General features: G+C 59.9%; 23 protein-coding genes and 1 other RNA gene. 18 read left to right on the top strand and 6 right to left on the bottom strand.

Annotated elements, in window-relative coordinates:
• The first annotated feature begins 81 nt into the window (after positions 1-81).
• Entirely contained in the window at positions 82-1,176 is a 1,095-nt protein-coding gene (zapE, locus tag J9870_RS24205; RefSeq protein WP_210640777.1) for a cell division protein ZapE, read from the top strand.
• Between the two features lie 184 nt (positions 1,177-1,360).
• On the opposite strand, the gene J9870_RS24200 is transcribed toward zapE, so the two are convergent.
• Positions 1,361-2,257, bottom strand: coding sequence for a GlxA family transcriptional regulator (locus J9870_RS24200; protein ID WP_210645403.1), 897 nt, complete (start codon positions 2,255-2,257; stop codon positions 1,361-1,363).
• Positions 2,258-2,500: 243 nt separating this feature from the next.
• Between J9870_RS24200 and J9870_RS24195 the strand changes: the two genes are divergently transcribed.
• Positions 2,501-3,637 (top strand): acyl-CoA dehydrogenase family protein, encoded by a 1,137-nt coding sequence (locus tag J9870_RS24195; protein WP_210640775.1) that lies wholly within the window; start codon positions 2,501-2,503, stop codon positions 3,635-3,637.
• Positions 3,638-3,768: 131 nt separating this feature from the next.
• On the opposite strand, the gene J9870_RS24190 is transcribed toward J9870_RS24195, so the two are convergent.
• Positions 3,769-4,809, bottom strand: coding sequence for an NADP(H)-dependent aldo-keto reductase (locus tag J9870_RS24190; protein WP_210640773.1), 1,041 nt, complete (start codon positions 4,807-4,809; stop codon positions 3,769-3,771).
• Between the two features lie 245 nt (positions 4,810-5,054).
• On the opposite strand from J9870_RS24190, the gene rplM reads away from it, so the two are divergent.
• The 7 genes from rplM (at position 5,055) to J9870_RS24155 (ending at position 9,931) form a co-directional block, all read left to right on the top strand.
• Positions 5,055-5,483: a 50S ribosomal protein L13 gene (rplM, locus tag J9870_RS24185; protein WP_003205365.1), complete on the top strand. Its 429-nt coding sequence runs from the start codon at positions 5,055-5,057 to the stop codon at positions 5,481-5,483.
• Between the two features lie 14 nt (positions 5,484-5,497).
• Positions 5,498-5,890 carry a 30S ribosomal protein S9 gene (gene rpsI, locus J9870_RS24180; protein ID WP_003205364.1) on the top strand — a complete coding sequence of 131 codons (393 nt, stop codon included), beginning with the start codon at positions 5,498-5,500 and terminating at the stop codon, positions 5,888-5,890.
• 255 nt (positions 5,891-6,145) lie between these two features.
• A complete protein-coding gene (gene petA, locus J9870_RS24175) occupies positions 6,146-6,739 on the top strand; it encodes a ubiquinol-cytochrome c reductase iron-sulfur subunit (protein WP_109754820.1) in 594 nt (197 codons plus the stop codon).
• The gene (locus J9870_RS24170; RefSeq protein ID WP_003205362.1) at positions 6,739-7,950 is read left to right on the top strand and encodes a cytochrome bc complex cytochrome b subunit; all 1,212 of its coding nucleotides are present in this window, start codon (positions 6,739-6,741) and stop codon (positions 7,948-7,950) included. Before petA ends, J9870_RS24170 begins: the two co-directional genes overlap by 1 nt.
• Positions 7,950-8,732, top strand: a complete 783-nt coding sequence (locus J9870_RS24165; protein ID WP_210640771.1) for a cytochrome c1 — start codon at positions 7,950-7,952, stop codon at positions 8,730-8,732. Before J9870_RS24170 ends, J9870_RS24165 begins: the two co-directional genes overlap by 1 nt.
• 151 nt (positions 8,733-8,883) lie before the next feature.
• The gene (locus J9870_RS24160; protein WP_210640769.1) at positions 8,884-9,501 is read left to right on the top strand and encodes a glutathione S-transferase N-terminal domain-containing protein; all 618 of its coding nucleotides are present in this window, start codon (positions 8,884-8,886) and stop codon (positions 9,499-9,501) included.
• 16 nt (positions 9,502-9,517) lie between these two features.
• A complete protein-coding gene (locus tag J9870_RS24155) occupies positions 9,518-9,931 on the top strand; it encodes a ClpXP protease specificity-enhancing factor (RefSeq protein ID WP_210640767.1) in 414 nt (137 codons plus the stop codon).
• A gap of 239 nt (positions 9,932-10,170) precedes the next feature.
• Here the strand turns inward: J9870_RS24155 and J9870_RS24150 are convergent, their stop codons facing one another.
• The 4 genes from J9870_RS24150 to J9870_RS24135 form a co-directional block, all read right to left on the bottom strand.
• Positions 10,171-10,749 carry a BON domain-containing protein gene (locus J9870_RS24150; RefSeq protein ID WP_003178201.1) on the bottom strand — a complete coding sequence of 193 codons (579 nt, stop codon included), beginning with the start codon at positions 10,747-10,749 and terminating at the stop codon, positions 10,171-10,173.
• Positions 10,746-11,339, bottom strand: coding sequence for a phosphoheptose isomerase (locus J9870_RS24145; RefSeq protein ID WP_007904374.1), 594 nt, complete (start codon positions 11,337-11,339; stop codon positions 10,746-10,748). The genes J9870_RS24150 and J9870_RS24145 overlap by 4 nt, the downstream gene beginning before the upstream one ends.
• 101 nt (positions 11,340-11,440) lie before the next feature.
• The gene (locus J9870_RS24140) at positions 11,441-11,803 is read right to left on the bottom strand and encodes a YraN family protein (RefSeq protein ID WP_210640766.1); all 363 of its coding nucleotides are present in this window, start codon (positions 11,801-11,803) and stop codon (positions 11,441-11,443) included.
• Complete coding sequence (locus J9870_RS24135) at positions 11,803-13,614, bottom strand: penicillin-binding protein activator (RefSeq protein ID WP_210640764.1); 1,812 nt, start codon at positions 13,612-13,614, stop codon at positions 11,803-11,805. The genes J9870_RS24140 and J9870_RS24135 overlap by 1 nt, the downstream gene beginning before the upstream one ends.
• Before the next feature lie 330 nt (positions 13,615-13,944).
• On the opposite strand from J9870_RS24135, the gene rsmI reads away from it, so the two are divergent.
• From rsmI to mraY, 9 genes are all read left to right on the top strand, one after another.
• Complete coding sequence (gene rsmI, locus J9870_RS24130) at positions 13,945-14,850, top strand: 16S rRNA (cytidine(1402)-2'-O)-methyltransferase (protein WP_210640762.1); 906 nt, start codon at positions 13,945-13,947, stop codon at positions 14,848-14,850.
• Positions 14,851-14,924: 74 nt separating this feature from the next.
• An RNA gene (gene rnpB, locus J9870_RS24125) (RNase P RNA component class A) lies at positions 14,925-15,278 on the top strand.
• A 309-nt stretch (positions 15,279-15,587) separates the two neighbouring features.
• Positions 15,588-16,043: a division/cell wall cluster transcriptional repressor MraZ gene (mraZ, locus tag J9870_RS24120; protein WP_003205355.1), complete on the top strand. Its 456-nt coding sequence runs from the start codon at positions 15,588-15,590 to the stop codon at positions 16,041-16,043.
• Between the two features lie 2 nt (positions 16,044-16,045).
• The gene (rsmH, locus tag J9870_RS24115) at positions 16,046-16,987 is read left to right on the top strand and encodes a 16S rRNA (cytosine(1402)-N(4))-methyltransferase RsmH (protein ID WP_123344356.1); all 942 of its coding nucleotides are present in this window, start codon (positions 16,046-16,048) and stop codon (positions 16,985-16,987) included.
• Entirely contained in the window at positions 16,984-17,277 is a 294-nt protein-coding gene (gene ftsL / locus J9870_RS24110) for a cell division protein FtsL (protein WP_210640760.1), read from the top strand. The genes rsmH and ftsL overlap by 4 nt, the downstream gene beginning before the upstream one ends.
• A complete protein-coding gene (locus J9870_RS24105; protein ID WP_162893922.1) occupies positions 17,277-19,016 on the top strand; it encodes a penicillin-binding protein 2 in 1,740 nt (579 codons plus the stop codon). The genes ftsL and J9870_RS24105 overlap by 1 nt, the downstream gene beginning before the upstream one ends.
• A complete protein-coding gene (locus J9870_RS24100) occupies positions 19,016-20,479 on the top strand; it encodes a UDP-N-acetylmuramoyl-L-alanyl-D-glutamate--2,6-diaminopimelate ligase (protein ID WP_210640759.1) in 1,464 nt (487 codons plus the stop codon). Before J9870_RS24105 ends, J9870_RS24100 begins: the two co-directional genes overlap by 1 nt.
• Complete coding sequence (gene murF, locus J9870_RS24095; protein WP_210640757.1) at positions 20,472-21,839, top strand: UDP-N-acetylmuramoyl-tripeptide--D-alanyl-D-alanine ligase; 1,368 nt, start codon at positions 20,472-20,474, stop codon at positions 21,837-21,839. The genes J9870_RS24100 and murF overlap by 8 nt, the downstream gene beginning before the upstream one ends.
• Complete coding sequence (gene mraY, locus J9870_RS24090; protein WP_210640756.1) at positions 21,839-22,921, top strand: phospho-N-acetylmuramoyl-pentapeptide-transferase; 1,083 nt, start codon at positions 21,839-21,841, stop codon at positions 22,919-22,921. The genes murF and mraY overlap by 1 nt, the downstream gene beginning before the upstream one ends.
• The last annotated feature ends 1 nt before the right edge of the window (position 22,922 follow it).

Raw genomic sequence — 22,922 nt, 5'->3', positions numbered from 1 at the left:
TCGGCTCGAATAAGGGCCGATTGCCATTCCTCTGGGCCATCGCTACAGTGACGGCCCGTTTTTGTTGCCTTGCTAACGAATATGACGCCCCTAGAACGATATCAAGCTGATCTGAAACGCCCGGAGTTTTTCCACGACGCAGCCCAGGAAACGGCGGTGCGGCATTTGCAGCGCCTGTACGATGACTTGGTTGCCGCCTCGAACAACAAACCGGGTCTGTTGGGCAAACTGTTCGGCAGAAAAGACCAGACTCCCGTCAAGGGCCTGTATTTCTGGGGCGGCGTGGGCCGTGGCAAGACCTACCTGGTAGACACTTTCTTCGAAGCGTTGCCGTTCAAGGAAAAAACGCGGACGCACTTCCACCGCTTCATGAAGCGCGTGCACGAAGAAATGAAGACCTTGGGTGGCGAGAAAAACCCGCTGACCATCATTGCCAAGCGGTTTTCTGACGAGACCCGGGTGATCTGCTTCGATGAGTTTTTCGTTTCCGACATCACCGACGCCATGATCCTCGGCACCTTGATGGAAGAACTGTTCAAGAACGGCGTGACCCTGGTCGCCACCTCGAACATCGTGCCCGACGGCCTCTACAAGGATGGCCTGCAACGGGCGCGTTTCCTGCCGGCCATCGCGCTGATCAAGGAACATACCGAGATCGTCAACGTCGACAGCGGCGTGGATTATCGCCTGCGTCACCTTGAGCAAGCCGAGCTGTTCCACTTCCCCCTGGACGCCGCCGCCGAAGAAAGCCTGCGCAAGAGCTTCCGTGCGCTGACCCCGGAATGCACCCAGGCGGTGGAGAACGATGTACTGATCATCGAGAACCGCGAAATCCGCGCCATCCGCACCTGTGACGACGTGGCCTGGTTCGATTTCCGCGAACTGTGCGATGGCCCTCGCAGCCAGAACGACTACATCGAACTGGGCAAGATCTTCCACGCCGTGCTGCTTAGCGGCGTCGAACAGATGAGCGTCACCACAGACGACATCGCCCGCCGCTTCATCAACATGGTCGACGAGTTCTACGACCGTAACGTGAAGCTGATCATCTCGGCCGAAGTCGAACTCAAGGACCTCTACACCGGCGGTCGCCTGACGTTCGAATTTCAGCGGACCTTGAGTCGTCTGCTGGAAATGCAATCCCACGAATTCCTGGCTCGGGCGCATAAGCCGTAGGGGATTGGGAGCGCAAAAAAAGGCCTGCGATTGCAGGCCTTTTTTGTATGTGCTGATTCCCCGGCTGACCCTGTGGGAGCGAGCTTGCTCGCGATGGCGTCGTGTCAGTCAACATCAGTGCTGCTGAACCACCACCATTGCGAGCAAGCTCGCTCCCACAGTGGGTCGTTGCCAAGTCCTCGGGCTACGCCGCCTGCTGAAACTGCTGCCGATACTGGTTCGGCGACAGGTCGGTGTGTTGCCGGAACAGTCGGGCGAAAAAGCTCGCGTCGTCGTACCCGACCTCGTAGCTGATGGTCTTGATGCTCTTGCGGCTGCCGGATAGCAGGCCCTTGGCGGTTTCTATCCGTAGTCGTTGCAGGTAATGCAGTGGTTTGTCGCCGGTGGCGGTCTGGAAGCGGCGCATGAAATTGCGGATGCTCATGCCGTGTTCGCGGGCGACGTCTTCGAAGCGGAACTTGTCGGCGAAGTGTTCTTCGAGCCATTGCTGGATCTGCAGGATGATCACGTCCTGATGCAGTTTCTGACCGCCGAAGCCGATTCTTCCCGGCGAATAATTGCGTTGCACTTCGTACAGGATGTCCCTCGCTACGGCCTGGGCCACGTTGGCGCCGCAGAAGCGTTCGATGAGGTAAATGTACAGGTCGCAGGCCGAGGTCGTGCCGCCGGCGCAGAACAGGTTGTCAGCGTCGGTCAGGTGCTTGTCCTGGTTCAGATGCACCTGGGGGAAGCGTTCCTTGAAGGTGTTGAAGAAACGCCAGTAGGTGGTGGCTTCCTTGCCGTCGAGCAGCCCGGACTCAGCCAGCCAGAATACCCCGGTGGCTTCGCCGCAGAGCACCGCTCCGCGAGCATGCTGTTCCCGCAGCCAGGGCAGGACCTGGGGGTAACGTTGGCAAAGGTTGGCGAAATCGTCCCAGAACGCTGGCAGGATGATCACATCGGTATTTTCCAGGCCGCCATCCACCGGCATGATCACATCGCTGAAGCTGTTCACTGGCCTGCCGTCAGGACTGACCAGGCGGGTTTCGAAGGCCGGTGTCAGGCCGTGGCCCAATTGTTTGCCATAACGCAGGCTGGCCAGATGGAAGAAATCCTTGGCTTGCATGAGGGTGGAAGCGAAAACCCGGTCGATCGCCAGGATGCTGACGCGCCGCAAAGGCGTAGAGGCGTGCATAGACATAATTCATCTTGTTTTTATAGGGGAAAGTGGTCACCAGACGGCTGGATCGTCTTATTTTTTGTCGGATGTGTCCAGTGTCCTGTCGTACATCGCAGGCATAGGCTCTGTTGGATAACCACATTCAACAATAACCAAAGGTGCGCCATGATCCCAAGAACCTTGTTCGCTCCCGAGCACGAATTGTTTCGCGACAGCGTACGAACCTTCCTCGAAAAAGAAGCGGTGCCGTACCACAGTCAGTGGGAAAAACAGGGTCATGTCGATCGCCAACTCTGGAACAAGGCGGGGGAGGCGGGCATGTTGTGCTCGCACCTTCCAGAGGCCTATGGCGGGCTCGACGCAGACTTCCTCTACAGCACGGTAGTGATCGAGGAAATCGGACGCCTGGGGCTGACGGGGATCGGCTTCTCGCTGCATTCCGACATTGTCGCGCCCTACATCCTGCATTACGGCAGTGAAGCGCTGAAGCACAAGTACCTGCCGAAACTGGTGTCTGGGGAGATGGTCACGGCCATCGCCATGACCGAGCCGGGCGCCGGTTCCGACCTGCAAGGCGTAAAGACCACGGCGGTGCTGGACGGTGACGAATACGTCATCAACGGCTCGAAGACCTTCATTACCAACGGTTTCCTGGCTGACCTGGTGATCGTGGTCGCCAAGACTGACCCGAAGGCTGGCGCCAAGGGCACCAGCCTGTTCCTGGTGGAGGCGGGCACGCCTGGCTTTGAAAAGGGCAAGCGCCTGGAAAAAGTCGGAATGAAGGCCCAGGACACGTCGGAATTGTTCTTCCAGGATGTCCGCGTGCCGAAGGAAAACCTGCTTGGCCAGGCAGGAATGGGCTTCGCCTATTTGATGCAGGAGCTACCCCAGGAACGCCTGACCGTCGCCATCGGTGGTCTGGCTTCGGCCGAAGCGGCGCTGCAGTGGACCCTGGACTACACCCGTGACCGCAAGGCGTTCGGCAAATCCATCGCGGACTTCCAGAACACGCGCTTCAAGCTGGCGGAAATGGCCACCGAGATCCAGATCGGCCGGGTTTTCGTCGACCGCTGCCTGGAACTGCACCTGCAAGGCAAGCTCGACGTGCCGACGGCGGCAATGGCCAAGTACTGGGGCACGGACCTGCAATGCAAGGTGCTCGACGAATGCGTGCAGTTGCATGGCGGCTACGGCTTCATGTGGGAATACCCGATTGCCCGGGCGTGGGCGGATGCACGGGTACAGCGGATCTATGCCGGGACCAATGAAATCATGAAGGAGATTATTGCGCGGTCGCTTTGAATTCGCTGTGAGCCTGAGGCCGCCATCGCGAGCAAGCTCGCTCCCACATCGATTTATGCCTGTTCACGATTTTGTGATCGGCACAGAACCCTGTGGGAGCGAGCTTGCTCGCGATTGGGTCTATGAATCAATCAAGGCGCCGGGTTCGGCTGATCCTTGTGAATCGCCTCGATCCCCGCCAGCACGTCGTCCGACAGCTTCAGGTCGAAGCTGGCGATGTTGCTGTCCAGTTGCTCCAGCGTGGTGGCGCCAATGATGTTGCTGGTGACGAATGGCTGCTGGGTGACGAACGCCAGGGCCATCTGTGCCGGGTCCAGGCCATGTTCGCGGGCCAACGCCACATAGCGGCTGCACGCCGCTTCCGATTGCGGGTTGAAGTAGCGCATGAAGCGGCTATAGAGGGTCAGGCGACCCTTGGCTGGTCGTGCGCCGTTTTCGTATTTGCCCGACAGGAAACCGAACGCCAGGGGCGAATAGGCCAGCAGGCCGCACTGTTCGCGGATGGCGATTTCCGCGAGGCCGACCTCGAAGCTGCGGTTGAGCAGGTTGTAAGGATTCTGGATCGACACGGCTCGCGGCCAGCCACGGGCTTCAGCCAGGGCGAGGAATTTCATGGTGCCCCAAGGCGTTTCGTTGGACAGGCCGATGTGGCGGATCTTGCCGGCCCGGACCTGTTCGTCCAGGGCTTCGAGGGTTTCCTCCAGGGGGGTGAAGTCCTCGTCGGCCTTGTGCTTGTAGCCCAACTGGCCAAAGAAGTTGGTGCTGCGCTCCGGCCAGTGCAATTGGTAAAGATCGATCCAGTCGGTCTGCAAGCGCTTGAGGCTGGCATCCACGGCTTCGACGATGTGCTGGCGGTTATGCTTGAGGTTTCTGTCGCGGATGTAGTCGATGGTGTTGCCGGGGCCGGCGATCTTGCTCGCCAGGATCCAATCGGCGCGGTCGCCGCGGCTCTTGAAGTAATTGCCGATGTAGCGCTCGGTGGTGGCGTAGGTCTGGGCCTTCGGCGGCACCGGATACATCTCGGCGGTGTCGATGAAATTGATGCCGGCACCCTTGGCGCGTTCGATCTGGGCGAAGGCCTCGGCCTCGCTGTTCTGCTCACCCCAGGTCATGGTTCCGAGGCACAAGGCGCTCACGTTCAGATCGGTACGGCCTAGCTGGCGATAGTCCATCGGTGACTCCTTGGGCAAAACAATCATAAAAGCAGGTTGAATTATTTTTCGCAATCTGCATAATTGCGCACCTCTTTCTGCAGTGGAAGTGATGCGCCGCCGCCGAAGAATCTTGCCGTTGAACGGACGCGCCGACCCGAGCCCCCGAAAGCGTCTGTATCCGGCTGCCTTTGACTTGTCAAAGTACGCACTATTCAGTAAGATCCGCCGTCTAATTTACAGGGCGGCCCCTGAGGCTATAAAGAATGAAAACTTTTACTGCTAAACCGGAAACAGTAAAGCGCGACTGGTTTGTCGTCGACGCTGCTGGTCAGACCCTGGGTCGTCTGGCCACCGAAATCGCGAGCCGTCTGCGTGGCAAGCACAAGCCTGAGTACACCCCTCACGTTGACACCGGTGACTACATCGTCGTGATCAACGCTGAGCAAGTACGTGTTACTGGCGCTAAAACCACTGACAAAATGTACTACTCCCACTCCGGTTTTCCTGGCGGCATCAAGTCGATCAACTTCGAAAAGCTGATCGCCAAAGCCCCTGAGCGCGTGATCGAGACCGCGGTTAAAGGCATGCTGCCTAAGAACCCACTGGGTCGCGACATGTATCGTAAGCTGAAAGTATATGCGGGCGCTGCTCACCCTCATACTGCTCAGCAGCCCCAAGAACTGAAGTTTTAACGGAATAGTTCATTATGTCGGCGACTCAAAATTACGGCACTGGCCGTCGCAAGACTGCAACCGCACGCGTTTTCCTGCGTCCGGGCACTGGTAACATCTCCATCAACAACCGCTCCCTGGATAACTTCTTCGGCCGCGAAACTGCCCGCATGGTAGTTCGTCAGCCGCTGGAACTGACCGAGACCGTCGAAAAATTCGACATCTACGTCACTGTTATCGGTGGCGGTGTAAGTGGTCAAGCTGGCGCAATCCGCCACGGCATCACTCGCGCCCTGATGGATTACGACGAGACTCTGCGTGGTGCTCTGCGCAAAGCCGGCTTCGTAACTCGCGATGCTCGCGAAGTTGAACGTAAGAAAGTCGGTCTGCGTAAAGCGCGTAAGCGTCCGCAGTACTCGAAGCGTTAATTCGCTTTCGCGTTCAAAAAGCGCCCAGTTCCTTACGGAGCTGGGCGTTTTTTTATGGGCGAAATATTTATGCTGTGACAACTTGCCACATCCGTAGAGGCCCTATACTACAAGGCTTGGCGGTTTGGCCGCTTGGTAATTACCTTGTCAATATTGGGGCTTTTCATTACCATTCGGCAAAATTTTTATAAGTTCAGATTTTTACTTAGTAGACGCCTGATTTAACAGGCCACAAAGCTGATGGGAGAGGACTGAATGAGCAATGACGGCGTGAATGCAGGCCGGCGTCGCTTCCTGGTAGCAGCCACATCCGTGGTGGGTGCTGCAGGAGCGGTGGGGGCTGCGGTCCCGTTCGTGGGGTCATGGTTTCCCAGTGCCAAGGCGAAAGCTGCAGGTGCACCGGTGAAAGTGAATGTCAGCAAGATCGAGCCAGGCCAGCAGATGATTGCTGAGTGGCGCGGCCAGCCGGTGTTCATCGTCCGCCGTACCGAGGAAATCCTGGGGAATCTGAAAAAGATCGAGGGCCAGTTGTCTGACCCCACCTCCAAGAACTCGACGCAACCGACCTATGTCGACCCAGAGACGCGTTCGATCAAGCCGGAAGTCCTGCTGCTGATCGGGATCTGCACGCACTTGGGTTGCTCGCCAACGTTCCGCCCTGAAGTGGCTCCAGCCGACTTGGGCAAGGACTGGGTCGGTGGTTATTTCTGCCCTTGCCACGGCTCCCACTACGACCTGGCGGGTCGCGTCTACAAGTCTCAGCCTGCACCTCTGAACCTGCCAGTTCCCCCGCATTCCTATGAGTCGGACGACATCATTGTCATCGGCGTCGACACGGAGAAAGCGTGATGAGCAAATTCATGGATTGGGTTGATGCGCGCTTTCCCGCGACCAAAATGTGGGAAGACCATCTCAGCAAGTACTACGCCCCAAAAAACTTCAACTTCTTCTACTTCTTTGGCTCCCTGGCATTGCTCGTTCTGGTCAACCAGATCGTCACCGGTGTATGGCTGACCATGAGCTACACCCCTTCGGCGGAAGAGGCGTTTGCTTCGGTCGAATACATCATGCGCGACGTCGAGTACGGCTCGATCCTGCGTCTGCTGCACTCCACTGGCGCTTCGGCGTTCTTCATCGTGGTTTACCTGCACATGTTCCGGGGCCTGCTCTACGGTTCGTACCAGAAACCTCGTGAGCTGGTGTGGGTCTTCGGCATGCTGATCTACCTGGCGCTGATGGCCGAAGCCTTCATGGGCTACCTGCTGCCGTGGGGCCAGATGTCCTACTGGGGTGCCCAGGTGATCATCTCGCTGTTCGGTGCGATCCCGGTCATCGGTGACGACCTGACCCAGTGGATCCGTGGTGACTACCTGATCTCCGGCATTACCCTGAACCGCTTCTTCGCCTTGCACGTCGTGGCCCTGCCGATCGTGATCCTCGGTCTGGTGGTGTTGCACATCCTGGCGCTGCACGAAGTCGGCTCGAACAACCCGGATGGCGTGGACATCAAGAAGCACAAGGACGAGAACGGCGTACCGCTGGATGGCATCGCCTTCCACCCGTACTACACCGTGAAAGATATCGTCGGCGTGGTGGTCTTCCTGTTCATCTTCTGCTCGATCGTGTTCTTCTTCCCGGAAATGGGTGGTTATTTCCTCGAGAAGCCGAACTTCGAGCAAGCGAACGCCTTCAAGACCCCTGAGCACATTGCCCCGGTCTGGTACTTCACACCGTTCTACGCAATTCTGCGGGCGATTCCAGACAAGCTGATGGGCGTTATCGCCATGGGCGCGGCCATCGCCGTGCTGTTTGTCCTGCCGTGGCTGGACCGCAGCCCCGTCAAGTCGATGCGCTACAAAGGCTGGCTGAGCAAGATCTGGCTAGTGGTGTTCTGCATCTCGTTCGTGATCCTGGGTGTGTTGGGTGTACTGGCGCCGACCCCGGAGCGTACGTTGCTGTCGCAGGTCTGCACCTTCCTGTATTTCGCCTACTTCATTCTGATGCCGTTCTATACCAGGCTCGAGAAGACCAAACCGGTTCCGGAAAGGGTGACTGGCTGATGAAAAAGCTATTTGCTGTACTGATTCTTGCTGCTATGCCTGTATTGTCCTTCGCGGCCGAACACGGTGGCCCAGAGCTGGAAAAAGTCGACATCGACGTTTCCGACAAAGCTGCCATGCAGGACGGCGCACGGACGTTCGCCAACTACTGCATGGGTTGCCACAGTGCCAAGTTCCAGCGTTACGAGCGAGTGGCCGATGACCTGGGCATTCCTCACGAACTGATGCTCGAGAAGATGGTGTTCACCGGTGCCAAGCTGGGTGATCACATGACCATCGGCATGCAGCCAGCAGACGCCAAGACCTGGTTCGGCGCTGCGCCGCCTGACCTGACCCTGGTAGCCCGTGTACGTGGTACCGACTGGCTCTACGGTTACCTGCGTTCGTTCTACGAGGATCCTGCGCGTCCATGGGGTGTGAACAACAAAGTCTTCCCGAACGTCGGCATGCCGAACGTTCTGGTCGGCCTCCAGGGTCGTCAAGTGGTAGGCTGCAAGCAGGTGCAGATCGTCGAGGATGGCAAGAAGCAATTCGACCCGTTGACCGGCACCGCTTTGACGCATGAAGCCTGCGACCAGCTGACCGTGTTGCCGAATACCGGTAGCCTGACTCCAGAGCAGTTCGACGAGAAGGTCAAGAACCTGGTGACCTTCCTGGCCTATTCGGCCAACCCGGTGAAGCTGGAGCATCAGCGCATCGGTACGTATGTATTGCTGTACCTGGCGTTCTTCTTCGTATTCGCTTACCTGCTCAAGCGTGAATACTGGAAAGACGTGCATTGATAAAGCTGTAATCCGTTGCTGTTAATCGTGCGCGCCCAAGGGCGTCTCTGAAAGTGTAACGAGCCTGGTCAGCCAGGTGTTACGGGAGGCGCCCTTCGGGCGCGCTCGTTTTTCCGTTTTTCGATAATTTCAACAAGCGAGGAGGACCGCCATGGGCGTGACCAATCGGTTGGCCTGTTACTCCGACCCCGCCGACCACTATTCCCACCGGGTACGCATCGTACTGGCAGAGAAGGGTGTCAGCGCCGAGATCATTTACGTCGAAGCGGGTCGTCAGCCGCCGAAGCTGATCGAAGTGAACCCTTACGGCAGCCTGCCCACACTGGTCGATCGTGACCTGGCATTGTGGGAGTCGACCGTGGTGATGGAATACCTGGATGAGCGTTATCCGCATCCGCCTTTGCTGCCGGTGTACCCTGTCGCACGCGCCAACAGTCGTTTGCTGATCCATCGCATCCAGCGTGACTGGTGCGGGTTGGTGGATCTGATCCTGGATTCACGAACCAAGGAGCCGGCGCGGGTCGTGGCGCGTAAAGAGTTGCGTGAAAGTCTGACTGGCGTGTCGCCGTTATTCGCCGACAAGCCGTTTTTCCTTAGTGAGGAACAAAGTCTGGTGGATTGCTGCCTATTGCCAATACTCTGGCGTTTGCCGATTCTGGGTATCGAACTGCCGCGGCCTGCCAAGCCGCTGCTTGATTATATGGAGCGCCAGTTTGCGCGCGAGGCTTTCCAGGCGAGTCTGTCTGGTGTCGAACGCGACATGCGCTAAGGCTTAAGGAGCCGCTATGAACTCCAGTCGACCTTATCTGGTCCGCGCGCTCTACGAGTGGATTGTGGATAACGATTGCACCCCGCACATGCTGGTCAACGCCGAGTATCCATCGGTACAGGTGCCGCAGGGTTTTGCCAACGACGGGCAGATTGTCCTGAACGTATCGCCGGCCGCCGTGCGTCACCTGCACATGGACAACGATGCGGTCAGCTTCGAAGGGCGCTTCGGTGGCGTGCCGCACACTCTGTACGTGCCTGTGGCCTCGATCCTGGGGATTTATGCCCGGGAGAATGGCCAGGGCATGGTGTTTGAGCTGGAGGCGCCGTTGGACGGCGACGACGAGCTCGAGCCGGATGATGATCTGCCACCACCGGATGACGAGCCGCCACGTCCTAGCGGCCGGCCGAGTCTGAAAGTGGTGAAATAGCGGGTTGTGCAAAAAGGCCATCCAGTCATGGACTGTGTGAAAGCCTGGCAGCTTGGTTAGGAAAATGCCTGTGTCGCGAGATGCGGGCATTTTTTTGGGTGTCGTTGGTGTGCATATCCGTTTCTGCGGTAACGGACATACACACTGGCCAAACTCCCTCCAAAAAACGAAGCCCAAAAAAAACGGCGCTTTCCGTCTCGGAAGAAGCGCCGTTTCTCTTGAGCGACAGGAGCTCAGTATCAGTCAATGTACTCAAACAACTTGACGATCTTCTGCACCCCGGAAACCCCCTGCACCAGGTTGGTCGCCTGCGCGGCCTCCTTCTTGGTCAGCAAGCCCAGCAGATAGACGATGCCGTTCTCGGTCACAACCTTGATGCGCGAACCGGGAATGCTGGCGTCGGTGAGCATCTGGGTCTTGATCTTGGTGGTCAGCCACGCATCGTTCTGACGTGCCAGCAGCGAGGAGGGTTGCAGGACCTGCAACTCGTTATGCACGGTCTTGACCCGTTGCACAGCGCTGGCTTCCTGCTCGGCCTTGGCCTTCAGGTCGGCGCGTGGGGTCTGGCCGGCCAGCAGCACCACACCGTTGAAGCTGGTCACGACGATGTGCGAGTTGTTGTCCAGGTCAGGGTCGGCCTTGGCGATGTTCACTCCCACCTTGGTTTCGATCAGGGAGTCGTCGATCTTGCTGCCGAAGGTGCGGGTGCCGCGGTCATCTTCAATCGGCTTTTCCCGGCTGGCGTTAACCACCGATGTACAGCCGCTGATGCCGAGGCACAGGGTCAGGGCCAGAAGGCCTAGGCGATTAGGGGTCATTCTTCACTCCCGAACAGTTGGCTGTCGATCAAGTCGCAAAGGCAATGGATCGCCAGCAGGTGGACTTCCTGAATACGTGCAGTGACATTGGCCGGTACGCGGATCTCGACGTCTTCAGGCAACAACAGTGACGCCATGCCTCCGCCGTCACGACCGGTCAATGCTACGACAATCATTTCGCGATCATGTGCGGCTTGGATCGCTTGAATAATATTGGCCGAGTTGCCGCTGGTGGAAATCGCCAGCAGCACATCGCCAGGTTGGCCCAGGGCGCGGATCTGTTTGGAGAATATCTCGTTGTAGCTGTAGTCGTTGGCGATCGAGGTGATCGTCGAGCTGTCGGTGGTCAGTGCGATGGCCGGCAGGCTCGGGCGCTCGCGTTCGAAGCGGTTGAGCAGCTCCGACGAAAAGTGTTGCGCGTCGCCGGCAGAACCGCCGTTGCCGCACGAGAGCATTTTGCCTTCGTTGAGCAGGGCGTTGACCATCACTTGGCTGGCTTGCTCGATGTGCGGTGCAAGTACGTCCATCGCCTGTTGCTTGGTGTCGATACTGGCCTGAAAAAGCTGGCGAATTCGCGATTGCATGTCCATCTGTGTGACCTTAAGTAGCGCGGCTTATCGGCACAAACATGTGCGGCCCGCAAAGCAAAGAGCAAAAAAGTTAAGTGAAGGTGTCCGGTTCGGCATGGGGGTCAGCTGTCGAAGGCGTTCTGCAGCCAGTTCAACTGATCGGCGTCGCTGTCGATGGCAACGACGTCAAAACGGCAGGGATAATCGGCCCAGCGAGACTCCTTTTGCAGGAAGTACTGCGCGGCGAAAATCAGCTTCTGGCGCTTGCGCCCATCGATGCTGTCGAGCGCACCGCCCCATTGGGTATTTTTTCTGTAGCGGACTTCGACGAATACTACTGTATCGCCGTCAAGCATGACCAGATCAAGCTCGCCGCGTTTACACAACCAGTTCTGCGCCAACAGGCGCAGACCTCGTTGCTGAAGATGCGCGAGGGCCTGGCCCTCGGCATCCCGTCCGCTTTGCTGGCGTGATCGGTCAGGCATCAGCGCTGAGTGTCCGGCAGGCGCTGTACCTGGCCGCTGACGAACTCGGCCCAGGGCAATTGGCGCTGCACACGCTGGGATGGCGACACTGCCAGGCTGCCTGTCAGGCCTTCGATGCGGCTGTCCGGCAAGGTCTTGAGCTGACCCAGGCGCGGTGCCAGGCGGTAGGCATCTGCCCCCATTGCATACAAGCGGCCCATGCTGCCTCCGGCCTGGGGCCACTGGGCGGTGACCTGCTTGCGCAGAGGGTCGTTGGCGTCGAGCAACCACGGGGTTTCGCAAAAGCGAATGCCGTTCATGTCGTTGTACTGGTTCTGGTCGCCGCTGGCGCTGAACACCTGGGAAGTCGCGTAAACCGGCACGTCGCCTGCGTATTGGAAATTCAGGGTTGGCTTGATCTGCTGGGCCTGTTGCGGAGTTGACGCCAGGAAGATGAACTCGATGTCCTGGCGACGGGACGGCTGGGCCGCGACTGTGGTGCCCACGGTGCTTTGCAGGCTTTTGGCGCGACCTTCGCTCTGGCGCAACTGGAACATGTCGGCGATCTGTTGTGCCAGTTGCACCGGCTGGTCGACCCGCTCCACAGCGACGATAGTGCCACCGTTTGCCTGCCAGTCCTGGCTGAAGGCTTTCAGTACGCGATCGCCCCATTCGCTCTTGGGTACCATGACCGCGGCGCGATGCAGGCCATCGGTACGGGCGCGGCGGGAGACTTCGCGGGCTTCATCCTCGGCTGCCAGACCGAACTGGAACAGTTGGGGTGGGCCTTGTTCGCCTTCGCTGTAGTTCAGCGCCAGGGTGGTGATCGGCAGTTGCGGGCGGGAGCTGATCTGCTTGACCAGTGGTTTTTCCAGCGGGCCGACGACCATTTGCACGCCGTCAGCCTGGGCCTTGCGATAGAACTCGTCCATGGAGGTCAGGCTGGCGCTGTCGTAGAACTGAATGCTCGGCGGCTTCTGCCCGGCCTGTTGCGCCTGGTAGTGCGCCGCCATGAAACCTTCACGCAGGGCTTTGGCGACAGTGGCCAGCGGGCCGCTTTGTGGCAGCAGCAGGGCGATTTTGCTCAGCGGCTGGCTCGCCAGTTCCTTGAGCTTGACCAGCGGTGTTGGCAATTGGAGAGCGGCCGGGTGCTTCGGGTTCTGTTCGCGCCAGCTGTCGATGGCGGCTTGTTGCTGCTCCAGGGTACCGGCGGTTTTCACTGCCTTGGCCAGGCCCAGCCAGCCGCCGAGGTCGTCGGTGGTGGTCGGTTGCAGTTGGTCGGTGGGCAGCGAGGCGATCAATGTCCAGATCGCTTCGTGGTTCTTCGCCGCGGCTTCGTTCTGCAGCAGCGGTGCGATGAAGATGCGTTCCTTGGCGGCCGCCAGGGTCTGGCCATCGGCCTCGAGGGCGCGGGCGCGGACGGTGCCGGTGCGCACTTGCTGCTCTACCGGCATTTCGCTCAGGTGTTGCAGGCTTGGGTGGCTCAGGGCGGTCAGCGCCGCCTTGGGTTGGTTGCGCGTCATTGCCAGTTCGGCCGCCAGGGTGCTGGCGAAAATCTGTTGGCCGGGCTTGAGTTGCTCCATGGGCACTTGTTGCAGGATCTGCGCGGACTGGCCGGCATTGCCTTGGCGGTAGGCCAGGTCTGCCGCGCTCAGGCGCAACAGGGCGGCTTTTTCTGGGTCTTTGCTTTGGACGGCCTGTTCGAGCAACTGCTCGATACTGGCATCCGGGGTCCGGGGAAGTTCGCCAAGGCTGGACGAGGGCGAGCTGGCGCAGGCCGCCAGGAGGGCAGCGAGGCAGAGGGCGGAGAGCAGCCGCAGGCAAGCGATCATGTAAGTGTTCCTGATACGAGATCAAATTAGCGTCGAATTGTACCCAAGCACTGGCCGGGGCGCGATGTTAGTGGCGTGAATCGATCAATTTAGGTATTTCAAAGAGTGCGGCGTAGCACAAAAGACGCTGCTCACTCAGGTGACGGCACTAAACCTGTGGCGAGGGGGTTTATCCGCGCTGGGCTGCGCAGCAGCCCAGAAAAGGCTGAAAACCATTCCACCTGACACACCGAGGCGCAAGGTCTTGGGGGCGCTACGCAGCCCAGCGGGGATAAATCCCCTCGCCACAATGGTTGATGTGATCAGCTGAGGCGGCCGGCACACGCTACAATGGCGGTTTTTACCGATCATGAGGTATGTGTCTTGACTGCTCCAGGCGCTTTGAATTCCGCTGCCGGCTCGCTGTATGTGGTGGCGACGCCCATCGGCAACCTGGACGATATCAGTGCTCGGGCGCTGAAGATTCTGCAGGACGTTGCCCTTATCGCGGCCGAAGACACGCGCCATTCCCAGCGCCTGTTGCAGCATTTTGGCATTTCCACGCCGTTGGCGGCCTGCCACGAACACAACGAGCGTGACGAAGGCAGTCGCTTTATCACCCGTTTGCTGGCGGGCGATAACGTGGCGCTGATTTCCGACGCGGGGACGCCGTTGATTTCCGATCCCGGTTATCACCTGGTGCGCCAGGCCCGGGCAGCCGGTATCAGCGTGGTGCCAGTGCCGGGGGCTTGTGCGTTGATCGCAGCGCTGTCGGCAGCAGGCTTGCCGTCGGACCGTTTCATCTTCGAAGGTTTCCTGCCGGCCAAGGCGGTGGGGCGGCGGGCGCGTCTTGAGGCCATAAAGGAGGAGCCGCGCACGCTGATCTTTTATGAAGCGCCGCACCGCATCCTGGAATGCCTGCAGGATATGGAGCTGGTGTTCGGCCCCGAGCGTCCGGCCTTGCTGGCCCGTGAGCTGACCAAAACCTTCGAAACCCTCAAGGGGCTGCCCTTGGCCGAGCTGCGGGCGTTTGTCGAAAACGATAGCAATCAGCAGCGCGGCGAATGCGTGGTACTGGTGGCCGGTTGGACCGCGCCAGAAAGTGAGGAGGCCGTCAGCGGCGAAGCGATGCGCATCCTGAACCTGCTGCTTGAGGAGATGCCTCTCAAACGCGCCGCTGCCCTTGCCGCGCAGATCACCGGCGAGCGTAAGAACGTGCTGTATCAGGTCGCGCTGGAAAAACAGAAGGACCAGTGAAACCGGGACACGGGGCTGGCCAAGGGCTTTTAGCGCTTGTTCTTCAGGCCCGCTACCGTTAACCTTCGCGGCGGAGAGTCGATCGGACAGTCGCTGCCCTCTATGAGAATTAGGGGGGGGAGGAAAGTCCGGGCTCCATAGGGCGAAGTGCCAGGTAATGCCTGGGAGGCGTGAGCCTACGGAAAGTGCCACAGAAAATAACCGCCTAAGCGTTTCGGCGCCGGTAAGGGTGAAAAGGTGCGGTAAGAGCGCACCGCACGTCTGGCAACAGTTCGTGGCTAGGTAAACCCCACTTGGAGCAAGACCAAATAGGGTCCCAAGGCGTGGCCCGCGCTGGGACCGGGTAGGTTGCTAAAGATGTCCAGTGATGGCCATCGTAGACGAATGACTGTTCAAGACAGAACCCGGCTTACAGATCGACTCTCCACCTTTTTCCCTCCCTGCCGGAATCACTGGCAGACGCAGTTCCTAATACCAAAAAAATCTTACTCTTAATAAATCACTTTAACTTGTGCGCGCAGCCTCCTGTGCTCATTCGGGTTGAGGCGAATTTTCCTACGTCAGATTCTTGTTACCCCTCCTGAAACGCTCCTAAATCTCCGATCTATAAGGCTTTTCCTTCAATCCGCGCCTTGACGGTGCGGTGGGCGCATTCCTATAGTGTGCGCAAGTGGCGGAAAGTGGCATGAAGTGGGTTTTTTTGAAGGTAAAACGCCAAAAAGTGGAGAAACGCTGACGTGTTTCGCGGAGCTAACGCTATCAGTCTCGATGCAAAAGGCCGTCTCGCCATGCCGAGCCGGTATCGTGACGAGCTCGTTTCGCGAAGTTCGGGGCAATTAATCGTCACGATCGACGCCGTTGATCCTTGTTTGTGTGTTTACCCCCTTGATGAGTGGGAAATCATCGAAACCAAACTGCGCGCATTGCCTTCGCTACGAGAAGAAAACCGCCGCCTGCAACGCTTGCTGATCGGTAATGCCGTCGACCTTGAACTCGATGGCAGCGGTCGTTTCCTGGTGCCACCGCGTCTGCGCGAATACGCCAAGCTGGACAAGCGCGCGATGCTGGTAGGCCAACTGAACAAGTTCCAACTGTGGGACGAAGATGCCTGGAATGCGGTTTCTGCCGCCGACCTCGCTGCTATTCAACAACCGGGCGCCATGCCTGATGAACTGCGTGATTTGATCCTGTGACTATTGATAGCGGCTTTAACCACATCACCGTACTGCTGGACGAGGCCGTCGAGGCTCTCGCCGTACGTCCTGATGGCTGCTATCTGGACGGTACGTTCGGGCGTGGCGGGCACAGCCGGTTGATTCTCAGCCAGCTCGGTCCGGACGGAAGGTTGTTGGGCTTCGACAAGGATCCTCAAGCGATTGCCACAGGGCAAGCGCTGGCGGCCGAAGACGGCCGCTTTGTCATTGTGCAGCGCAGCTTTGCCGAGCTGGGTTCGGAAGTCGCCGGACGCGGCCTGGCCGGCAAGGTCAGTGGCGTCCTGCTCGACCTGGGCGTGTCTTCGCCGCAGCTGGACGACCCGGAGCGCGGCTTCAGTTTTCTCAATGACGGCCCGCTGGACATGCGCATGGACCCGTCCCGTGGAATCAGCGCTGCCGAATTCGTCAACACTGCCCCGGTGGAAGAAATCGCTCGTGTCTTCAAGGAATACGGCGAAGAACGTTTCTCTGGCCGCATGGCGCGCGCCGTGGTCGAGCGTCGCGACATCAAGCCGTTCGAGCGCACCGGCGATCTGGCCGAAGTGCTGAAAGTCGCCAACCCGGCCTGGGAGAAGGGCAAGAACCCGGCGACCCGTGCTTTCCAGGGCTTGCGCATCCACGTCAACAATGAGCTGGGCGACCTCGAGGCGGGCCTTGAAGCGGCCCTCGAAGCGCTTGAGATCGGTGGTCGGTTGGTGGTGATCAGCTTCCATTCCCTGGAAGATCGGATCGTCAAGCTGTTCATGCGCAAGCTCACCAAGGGCGAAGCCGATAACCTGCCGCGCAACCTGCCGGTGCGTTTCGAAGCCTTCGTGCCGAAAATCAAGATCCATGGCAAGGCGCAGTTCGCCTCCGAGGCGGAACTCAAGGCCAACCCGCGTGCCCGTAGCGCGGTCATGCGTGTCGCGGAGAAGTTGCGGTGAGCAAGCTCTTCGCCAAGCCTCTGCCGGGCGGCAGCTTTTTCATGCTGCTGCTGTTTATCGGCGTGCTCGTGTCGGCCATCGCCGTGTCCTATAGCGCGCACTGGAACCGTCAGCTTCTCAATACCCTCTACAACGAGTTGAGCGTGCGCGACAAGGCGCAGGCCGAGTGGGGCCGGTTGATCCTGGAACAGAGCACCTGGACCGCCCATAGCCGCATCGAAGTATTGGCCACCGAACAGCTGAAAATGCGCATCCCTGGCGCTGCCGAAGTGCAGATGGTGACGCCATGATGAAGCTTGAAGGGGCACTGTTCCCATGGCGGTTCCGCCTGGTCCTGGGTTTGCTCGGGATCATGGTGGCGGCCATTTCCTGGCGCATCATCGACCTGCAGGTAGTCGACCGTGACTTCCTCAAGGGGCAGGGCGATGCCCGTAGCGTGCGGCATATTCCGATCCCCGCTCACCGTGGCCTGATCACCGACCGCAATGGCGAACCGTTGGCCGTGAGTACGCCGGTGACCACCTTGTGGGCGAATGCCAAGGAAATGCAGCTGGCCAAGGAAAAATGGCCAGCACTGGCGGCCGCTCTTGGACAGGATCCCAAGGCCCTGGCCGAGCGTCTCGAAGCCCAGGCCAACAAAGAATTCATTTACCTGGTGCGCGGGTTGACCCCCGAGCAGGGCCAGAGCGTGCTCGACCTGAAAGTCCCGGGCGTCTATGGCATTGAAGAGTTCCGGCGTTTTTACCCGGCCGGTGAAGTCACGGCCCACATGGTCGGGTTTACCGACATCGATGACCGGGGGCGCGAAGGCGTCGAGCTGGCCTATGACGAATGGCTCGCCGGGGTTGCCGGCAAGCGACAGGTCATCAAGGATCGGCGCGGCAGGCTGATCAAGGATGTCCAAGTCACCAAAAACGCCAAGGCCGGCAAGCCCTTGGCGTTGTCTATTGATCTGCGCCTGCAATATCTGGCCAACCGCGAGTTGCGTAATGCCATCGTCGAGAACGGTGCCAAGGCCGGCAGCCTGGTGATCATGGACGTGAAGACCGGCGAGATCCTGGCCATGGTCAACCAGCCGACCTACAACCCGAACAACCGTCGCAACCTGCAACCGGCGATGATGCGTAACCGCGCGATGATCGACGTGTTCGAGCCGGGTTCGACCATGAAAGCCGTGTCCATGGCCGCTGCCCTGGAAACCGGGCGCTGGAAACCGAGCGACACCGTCGAGGTGTATCCGGGCACGCTGCAGATCGGCAAGTACACCATTCGCGACGTGTCCAAGACCGAAGGCCCGGTGCTTGACCTGACCGGCATCCTGATCAATTCCAGTAACGTGGGCATGAGCAAGATTGCCTTCGACATCGGCGGTGAGACGATCTATCGCCTGGCCCAGAAGATCGGCCTCGGCCAGGACACCGGCCTGGGCTTCCCAGGCGAACGTGTCGGCAACCTGCCGAACTACCGCGACTGGCGCAAGGCCGAAACGGCTACCTTGTCCTATGGCTACGGGGTATCCGTGACGGCGATCCAACTGGTCCACGCCTTCTCCGCGCTCGCCAACAATGGGCGCATCGCACCGCTGACGCTGATCAAAACCGACAAAGCGCCGCAGACTACCCAGGTGATCCCGGAGAATGTCGCCAAGACCATGCAGGGCATGCTGCAACAGGTGATCGAGGCGCCGCGCGGTGTCTATCGCGCCCAGGTGCCGGCCTATCACGTGGCTGGCAAGTCGGGTACGGCCCGTAAGACCTCCGTGGGCACCAAAGGCTATGCCGAGAATTCCTACCGTTCGCTGTTTGCCGGCTTCGGCCCGATGAGCGACCCGCGCTACGCCATCGTCGTGGTCATCGACGAACCGAGCAAGGCGGGCTATTTCGGTGGCCTGGTTTCGGCGCCGGTGTTCAGCAAAGTGATGTCCGGCACCCTGCGGCTGATGAACATTACCCCGGATAACCTGCCACCGACCCAGCAGGCCAATACCGCACCGGTCGTTCCCCTGAAAGCCGAAGGAGGGCGTGGCTGATGTCCCTGAGCCTGAACAAGATTTTTGCCCACGCCGGTCACGATCTGCTGATTCGCGAGCTGGCCCTGGATAGCCGCAATGTACGTGCCGGGGACTTGTTCCTGGCGGTGCCGGGCGCCAGGTTCGATGGTCGCTCCCATATCGCCGACGCCTTGAAGCGCGGTGCGGCTGCCGTGGCTTATGAAGTGCAAGGCGCAACCGTACTGCCGATCACTGACGTCCCCCTGATTCCGGTCAAGGGGCTGGCAGCGCAGTTGTCGGACATCGCTGGGCGTTTCTATGGCGACCCGAGCCGTCACCTGAACCTGATTGGCGTGACCGGCACCAACGGCAAGACCAGCGTCACCCAGTTGGTGGCCCAGGCCTTGGACCTGCTCGGCCAGCATTGCGGCATTGTTGGAACCTTGGGTAACGGCTTTCATGGCGCGCTGGAAAGTGGCCTGCACACCACGCCGAACCCGATTGCCGTGCAAGCGACCCTGGCGGATCTGAAAAAGGCCGGTGCCAAGGCCGTTGCGATGGAAGTCTCTTCCCACGGCCTGGACCAGGGGCGAGTGACTGCTCTGGCCTTTGACGTCGCGGTGCTGACCAACCTGTCCCGGGATCACCTGGATTATCACGGCACCATGCAGGCCTACGGCGAAGCCAAGGCCAAGCTGTTTGCCTGGAACGACTTGAAATGCCGGGTCATCAACATCGATGACGAGTTCGGTCGGCAACTGGCCGCCGACCAGCGCGAATCGCGGTTGATCACCTACAGCCTGGAAGATGCCAGCGCCTACCTGTATGTGCGCCAGGCGCAATTTACTGACGAAGGCGTGCGTGCCACGCTGGTCACGCCCCAGGGCGAACACCATCTGCGCAGCAGCTTGCTGGGTCGCTTCAACCTGAGCAACGTATTGGCCGCCATCGGCGCCTTGCTTGGGCTGGACTACGCGCTGGATGAAATCCTCAAGGTCCTGCCGAAGCTCGAAGGCCCGGCCGGTCGCATGCAGCGCTTGGGTGGCGGAACGCAACCGTTGGTGGTGGTCGACTACGCCCATACCCCCGATGCCCTGGAAAAAGTCTTGATGGCCCTGCGACCTCACGCCAAAGGCAAGCTGTTGTGTCTGTTCGGCTGCGGCGGCGATCGCGATCGCGGCAAGCGCCCGCTGATGGCTGAAGTGGTAGAGCGGCTGGCCGACGGCGTGCTGGTTACCGACGACAACCCGCGCAGCGAAGATCCGTTGCAGATTTTCGACGACATCCGTGCCGGTTTCTCGGCGGTGGATAACGTCACATTCGTGGCCGGTCGTGGCCAGGCCATCGCCCAGTTGATTGCCAGCGCTTCGGCGGAGGATGTCATCGTCCTGGCCGGCAAGGGCCACGAGGACTATCAGGAAATCAACGGCGAACGCCATGCGTTCTCCGATCTGGTGGAAGCCGATCACGCCCTGACCGCGTGGGAGGTGGCCCATGCTTAAGGCCCTGAAACTCAGCGAGCTGACCAACGCCCTGAATGCACGCCTGCTGGCTGCGGATGCCAGCTTCGACGGGGTCAGCATCGATAGCCGGGCCATTGTCCCTGGGCAGTTGTTCGTCGCCCTGGCCGGGCCGCGTTTCGACGGCCACGACTACCTGAATGAAGTCGCCGCCAAAGGTGCGGTTGCAGCATTGGTCGAGCGGGAAGTGACCAACAGCACGCTGCCGCAGTTGCTGGTCGATGACACTCGCCAGGCCTTGGGCCAACTCGGCGCGCTGAACCGCGCGGCGTTTGGCAACCCGGTTGCGGCCATCACCGGCTCCAGCGGCAAGACCACGGTCAAGGAGATGCTTGCCAGCATCCTGCGCACCCGCGGCCCTGTGCTGGCGACCCGGGGCAACCTGAACAATGACCTCGGCGTACCGCTGACCCTGCTGGAACTGGCGCCGGAACACAGCGCCGCCGTCATCGAGCTGGGTGCTTCGCGGCTCGGCGAGATTGCCTACACCGTAGCCATGACCAAACCCCACGTGGCGGTGCTCAACAATGCCGGGACCGCCCACGTCGGCGAATTCGGCGGGCCGGAAAAAATCGTCGAGGCCAAGGGCGAGATCATCGAAGGGCTCGATGCCGATGGCGTCGCCGTGTTGAATCTTGACGACAAGGCTTTCGAAACCTGGAAGGTCCGGGCGGGTGAGCGCAAGGTGTTGACCTTCGCCCTGAGCAATCTTGCCGCGAATTTCTACGCCAGCGACCTGGACCGTGACGCCCGTGGTTGCCCGGCCTTCAACCTGCATGGCCCGGATGGCGCCGAGCGGGTCCAGTTGAACCTGCTCGGCACCCATAACGTCGCCAATGCCCTGGCCGCTGCCGCTGCCGCCCATGCCCTGGGCGTGTCGCTGCCGGGCGTCGTCGCCGGGTTGAATGCGGTGCAACCGGTCAAGGGTCGCAGTGTTGCGCAATTAGCCAGCAACGGCATGCGCGTGATCGACGACACCTACAACGCCAACCCGACGTCCATGTGCGCGGCGGTGGATATCCTCGCCGGTTTCTCCGGCCGTACCGTGCTGGTACTGGGGGATATCGGTGAACTGGGCGAGTGGGCGCAACAGGGCCATCACGATGTCGGTGCCTATGCGCGCGACAAAGTCGATGCGCTGTATGCCGTTGGCCCGATGATGGCCCACGCGGTCGCTGCGTTTGGCGAACACGCACAGCATTTCACCACTCAGGCCGAGCTGATCCAGGCCCTGGGGGCCGAGCAAGACCCGAACACCACCTTATTGATCAAGGGCTCACGCAGTGCAGCGATGGAAAACGTCGTCGCGGCGCTGTGCGGCACCCGTATGGAGAAACATTAATGCTGCTGCTGCTAGCGGAGTACCTGCAACAGTTCCACAAAGGCTTCGCGGTCTTTCAGTACCTGACCCTGCGCGGGATCCTGGGTGTGCTGACCGCGCTGTCGTTGTCGCTGTTCCTGGGCCCGTGGATGATCCGCACCTTGCAGAACCTGCAAATCGGCCAGTCGGTGCGTAACGACGGCCCGCAGTCCCACCTGTCCAAATCCGGCACCCCGACCATGGGTGGTGCGCTGATCCTGTCGTCCATTGGCATCAGTACTTTGCTTTGGGCTGACCTGGCGAACCGTTACGTCTGGGTCGTGCTGCTGGTGACACTGCTATTTGGCGCCATCGGCTGGGTCGACGATTACCGCAAGGTGATCGAGAAGAACTCCCGTGGTCTGCCGAGCCGCTGGAAATATTTCTGGCAGTCGGTGTTTGGCCTCGGCGCGGCAATCTTCCTTTATATGACTGCCGCCTCGCCGGTGGAAACCACCCTGATCCTGCCGATGCTCAAGGACTACAGCATTCCGTTGGGCGCAGGTTTCGTTGTGTTGACCTACCTGGTGATCGTCGGTTCGAGCAACGCGGTCAACCTCACCGATGGCCTCGATGGCCTGGCGATCATGCCGACGGTGATGGTGGGCGGCGCGCTGGGGATCTTCTGCTACCTGTCGGGTAACGTGAAATTCGCCGAATACCTGCTGATTCCTTACGTGCCCGGGGCGGGCGAGCTGATCGTGTTCTGCGGTGCGCTGATCGGTGCCGGCCTGGGTTTCTTGTGGTTCAACACCTACCCGGCACAGGTCTTCATGGGCGACGTCGGCGCACTGGCGCTGGGCGCGGCCCTGGGCACCATCGCGGTCATCGTTCGCCAGGAAATCGTCCTGTTCATCATGGGCGGTGTGTTCGTGATGGAGACCCTGTCAGTCGTCATTCAGGTTGCTTCCTTTAAATTGACCGGCCGCCGCGTATTCCGCATGGCGCCGATTCACCACCACTTTGAACTCAAAGGCTGGCCCGAGCCGCGTGTGATCGTCCGTTTCTGGATCATCACCGTGATCCTGGTGCTGATCGGCCTTGCCACCCTGAAGCTGAGGTAGA

Origin of the sequence: Pseudomonas sp. Tri1 (assembly GCF_017968885.1) — a bacterium.
Taxonomy (GTDB): Bacteria; Pseudomonadota; Gammaproteobacteria; order Pseudomonadales; family Pseudomonadaceae; genus Aquipseudomonas.
The sequence above is the reverse complement of the archived record's forward strand: the minus strand, read 5'-3'. Positions and strand labels throughout refer to the sequence as shown.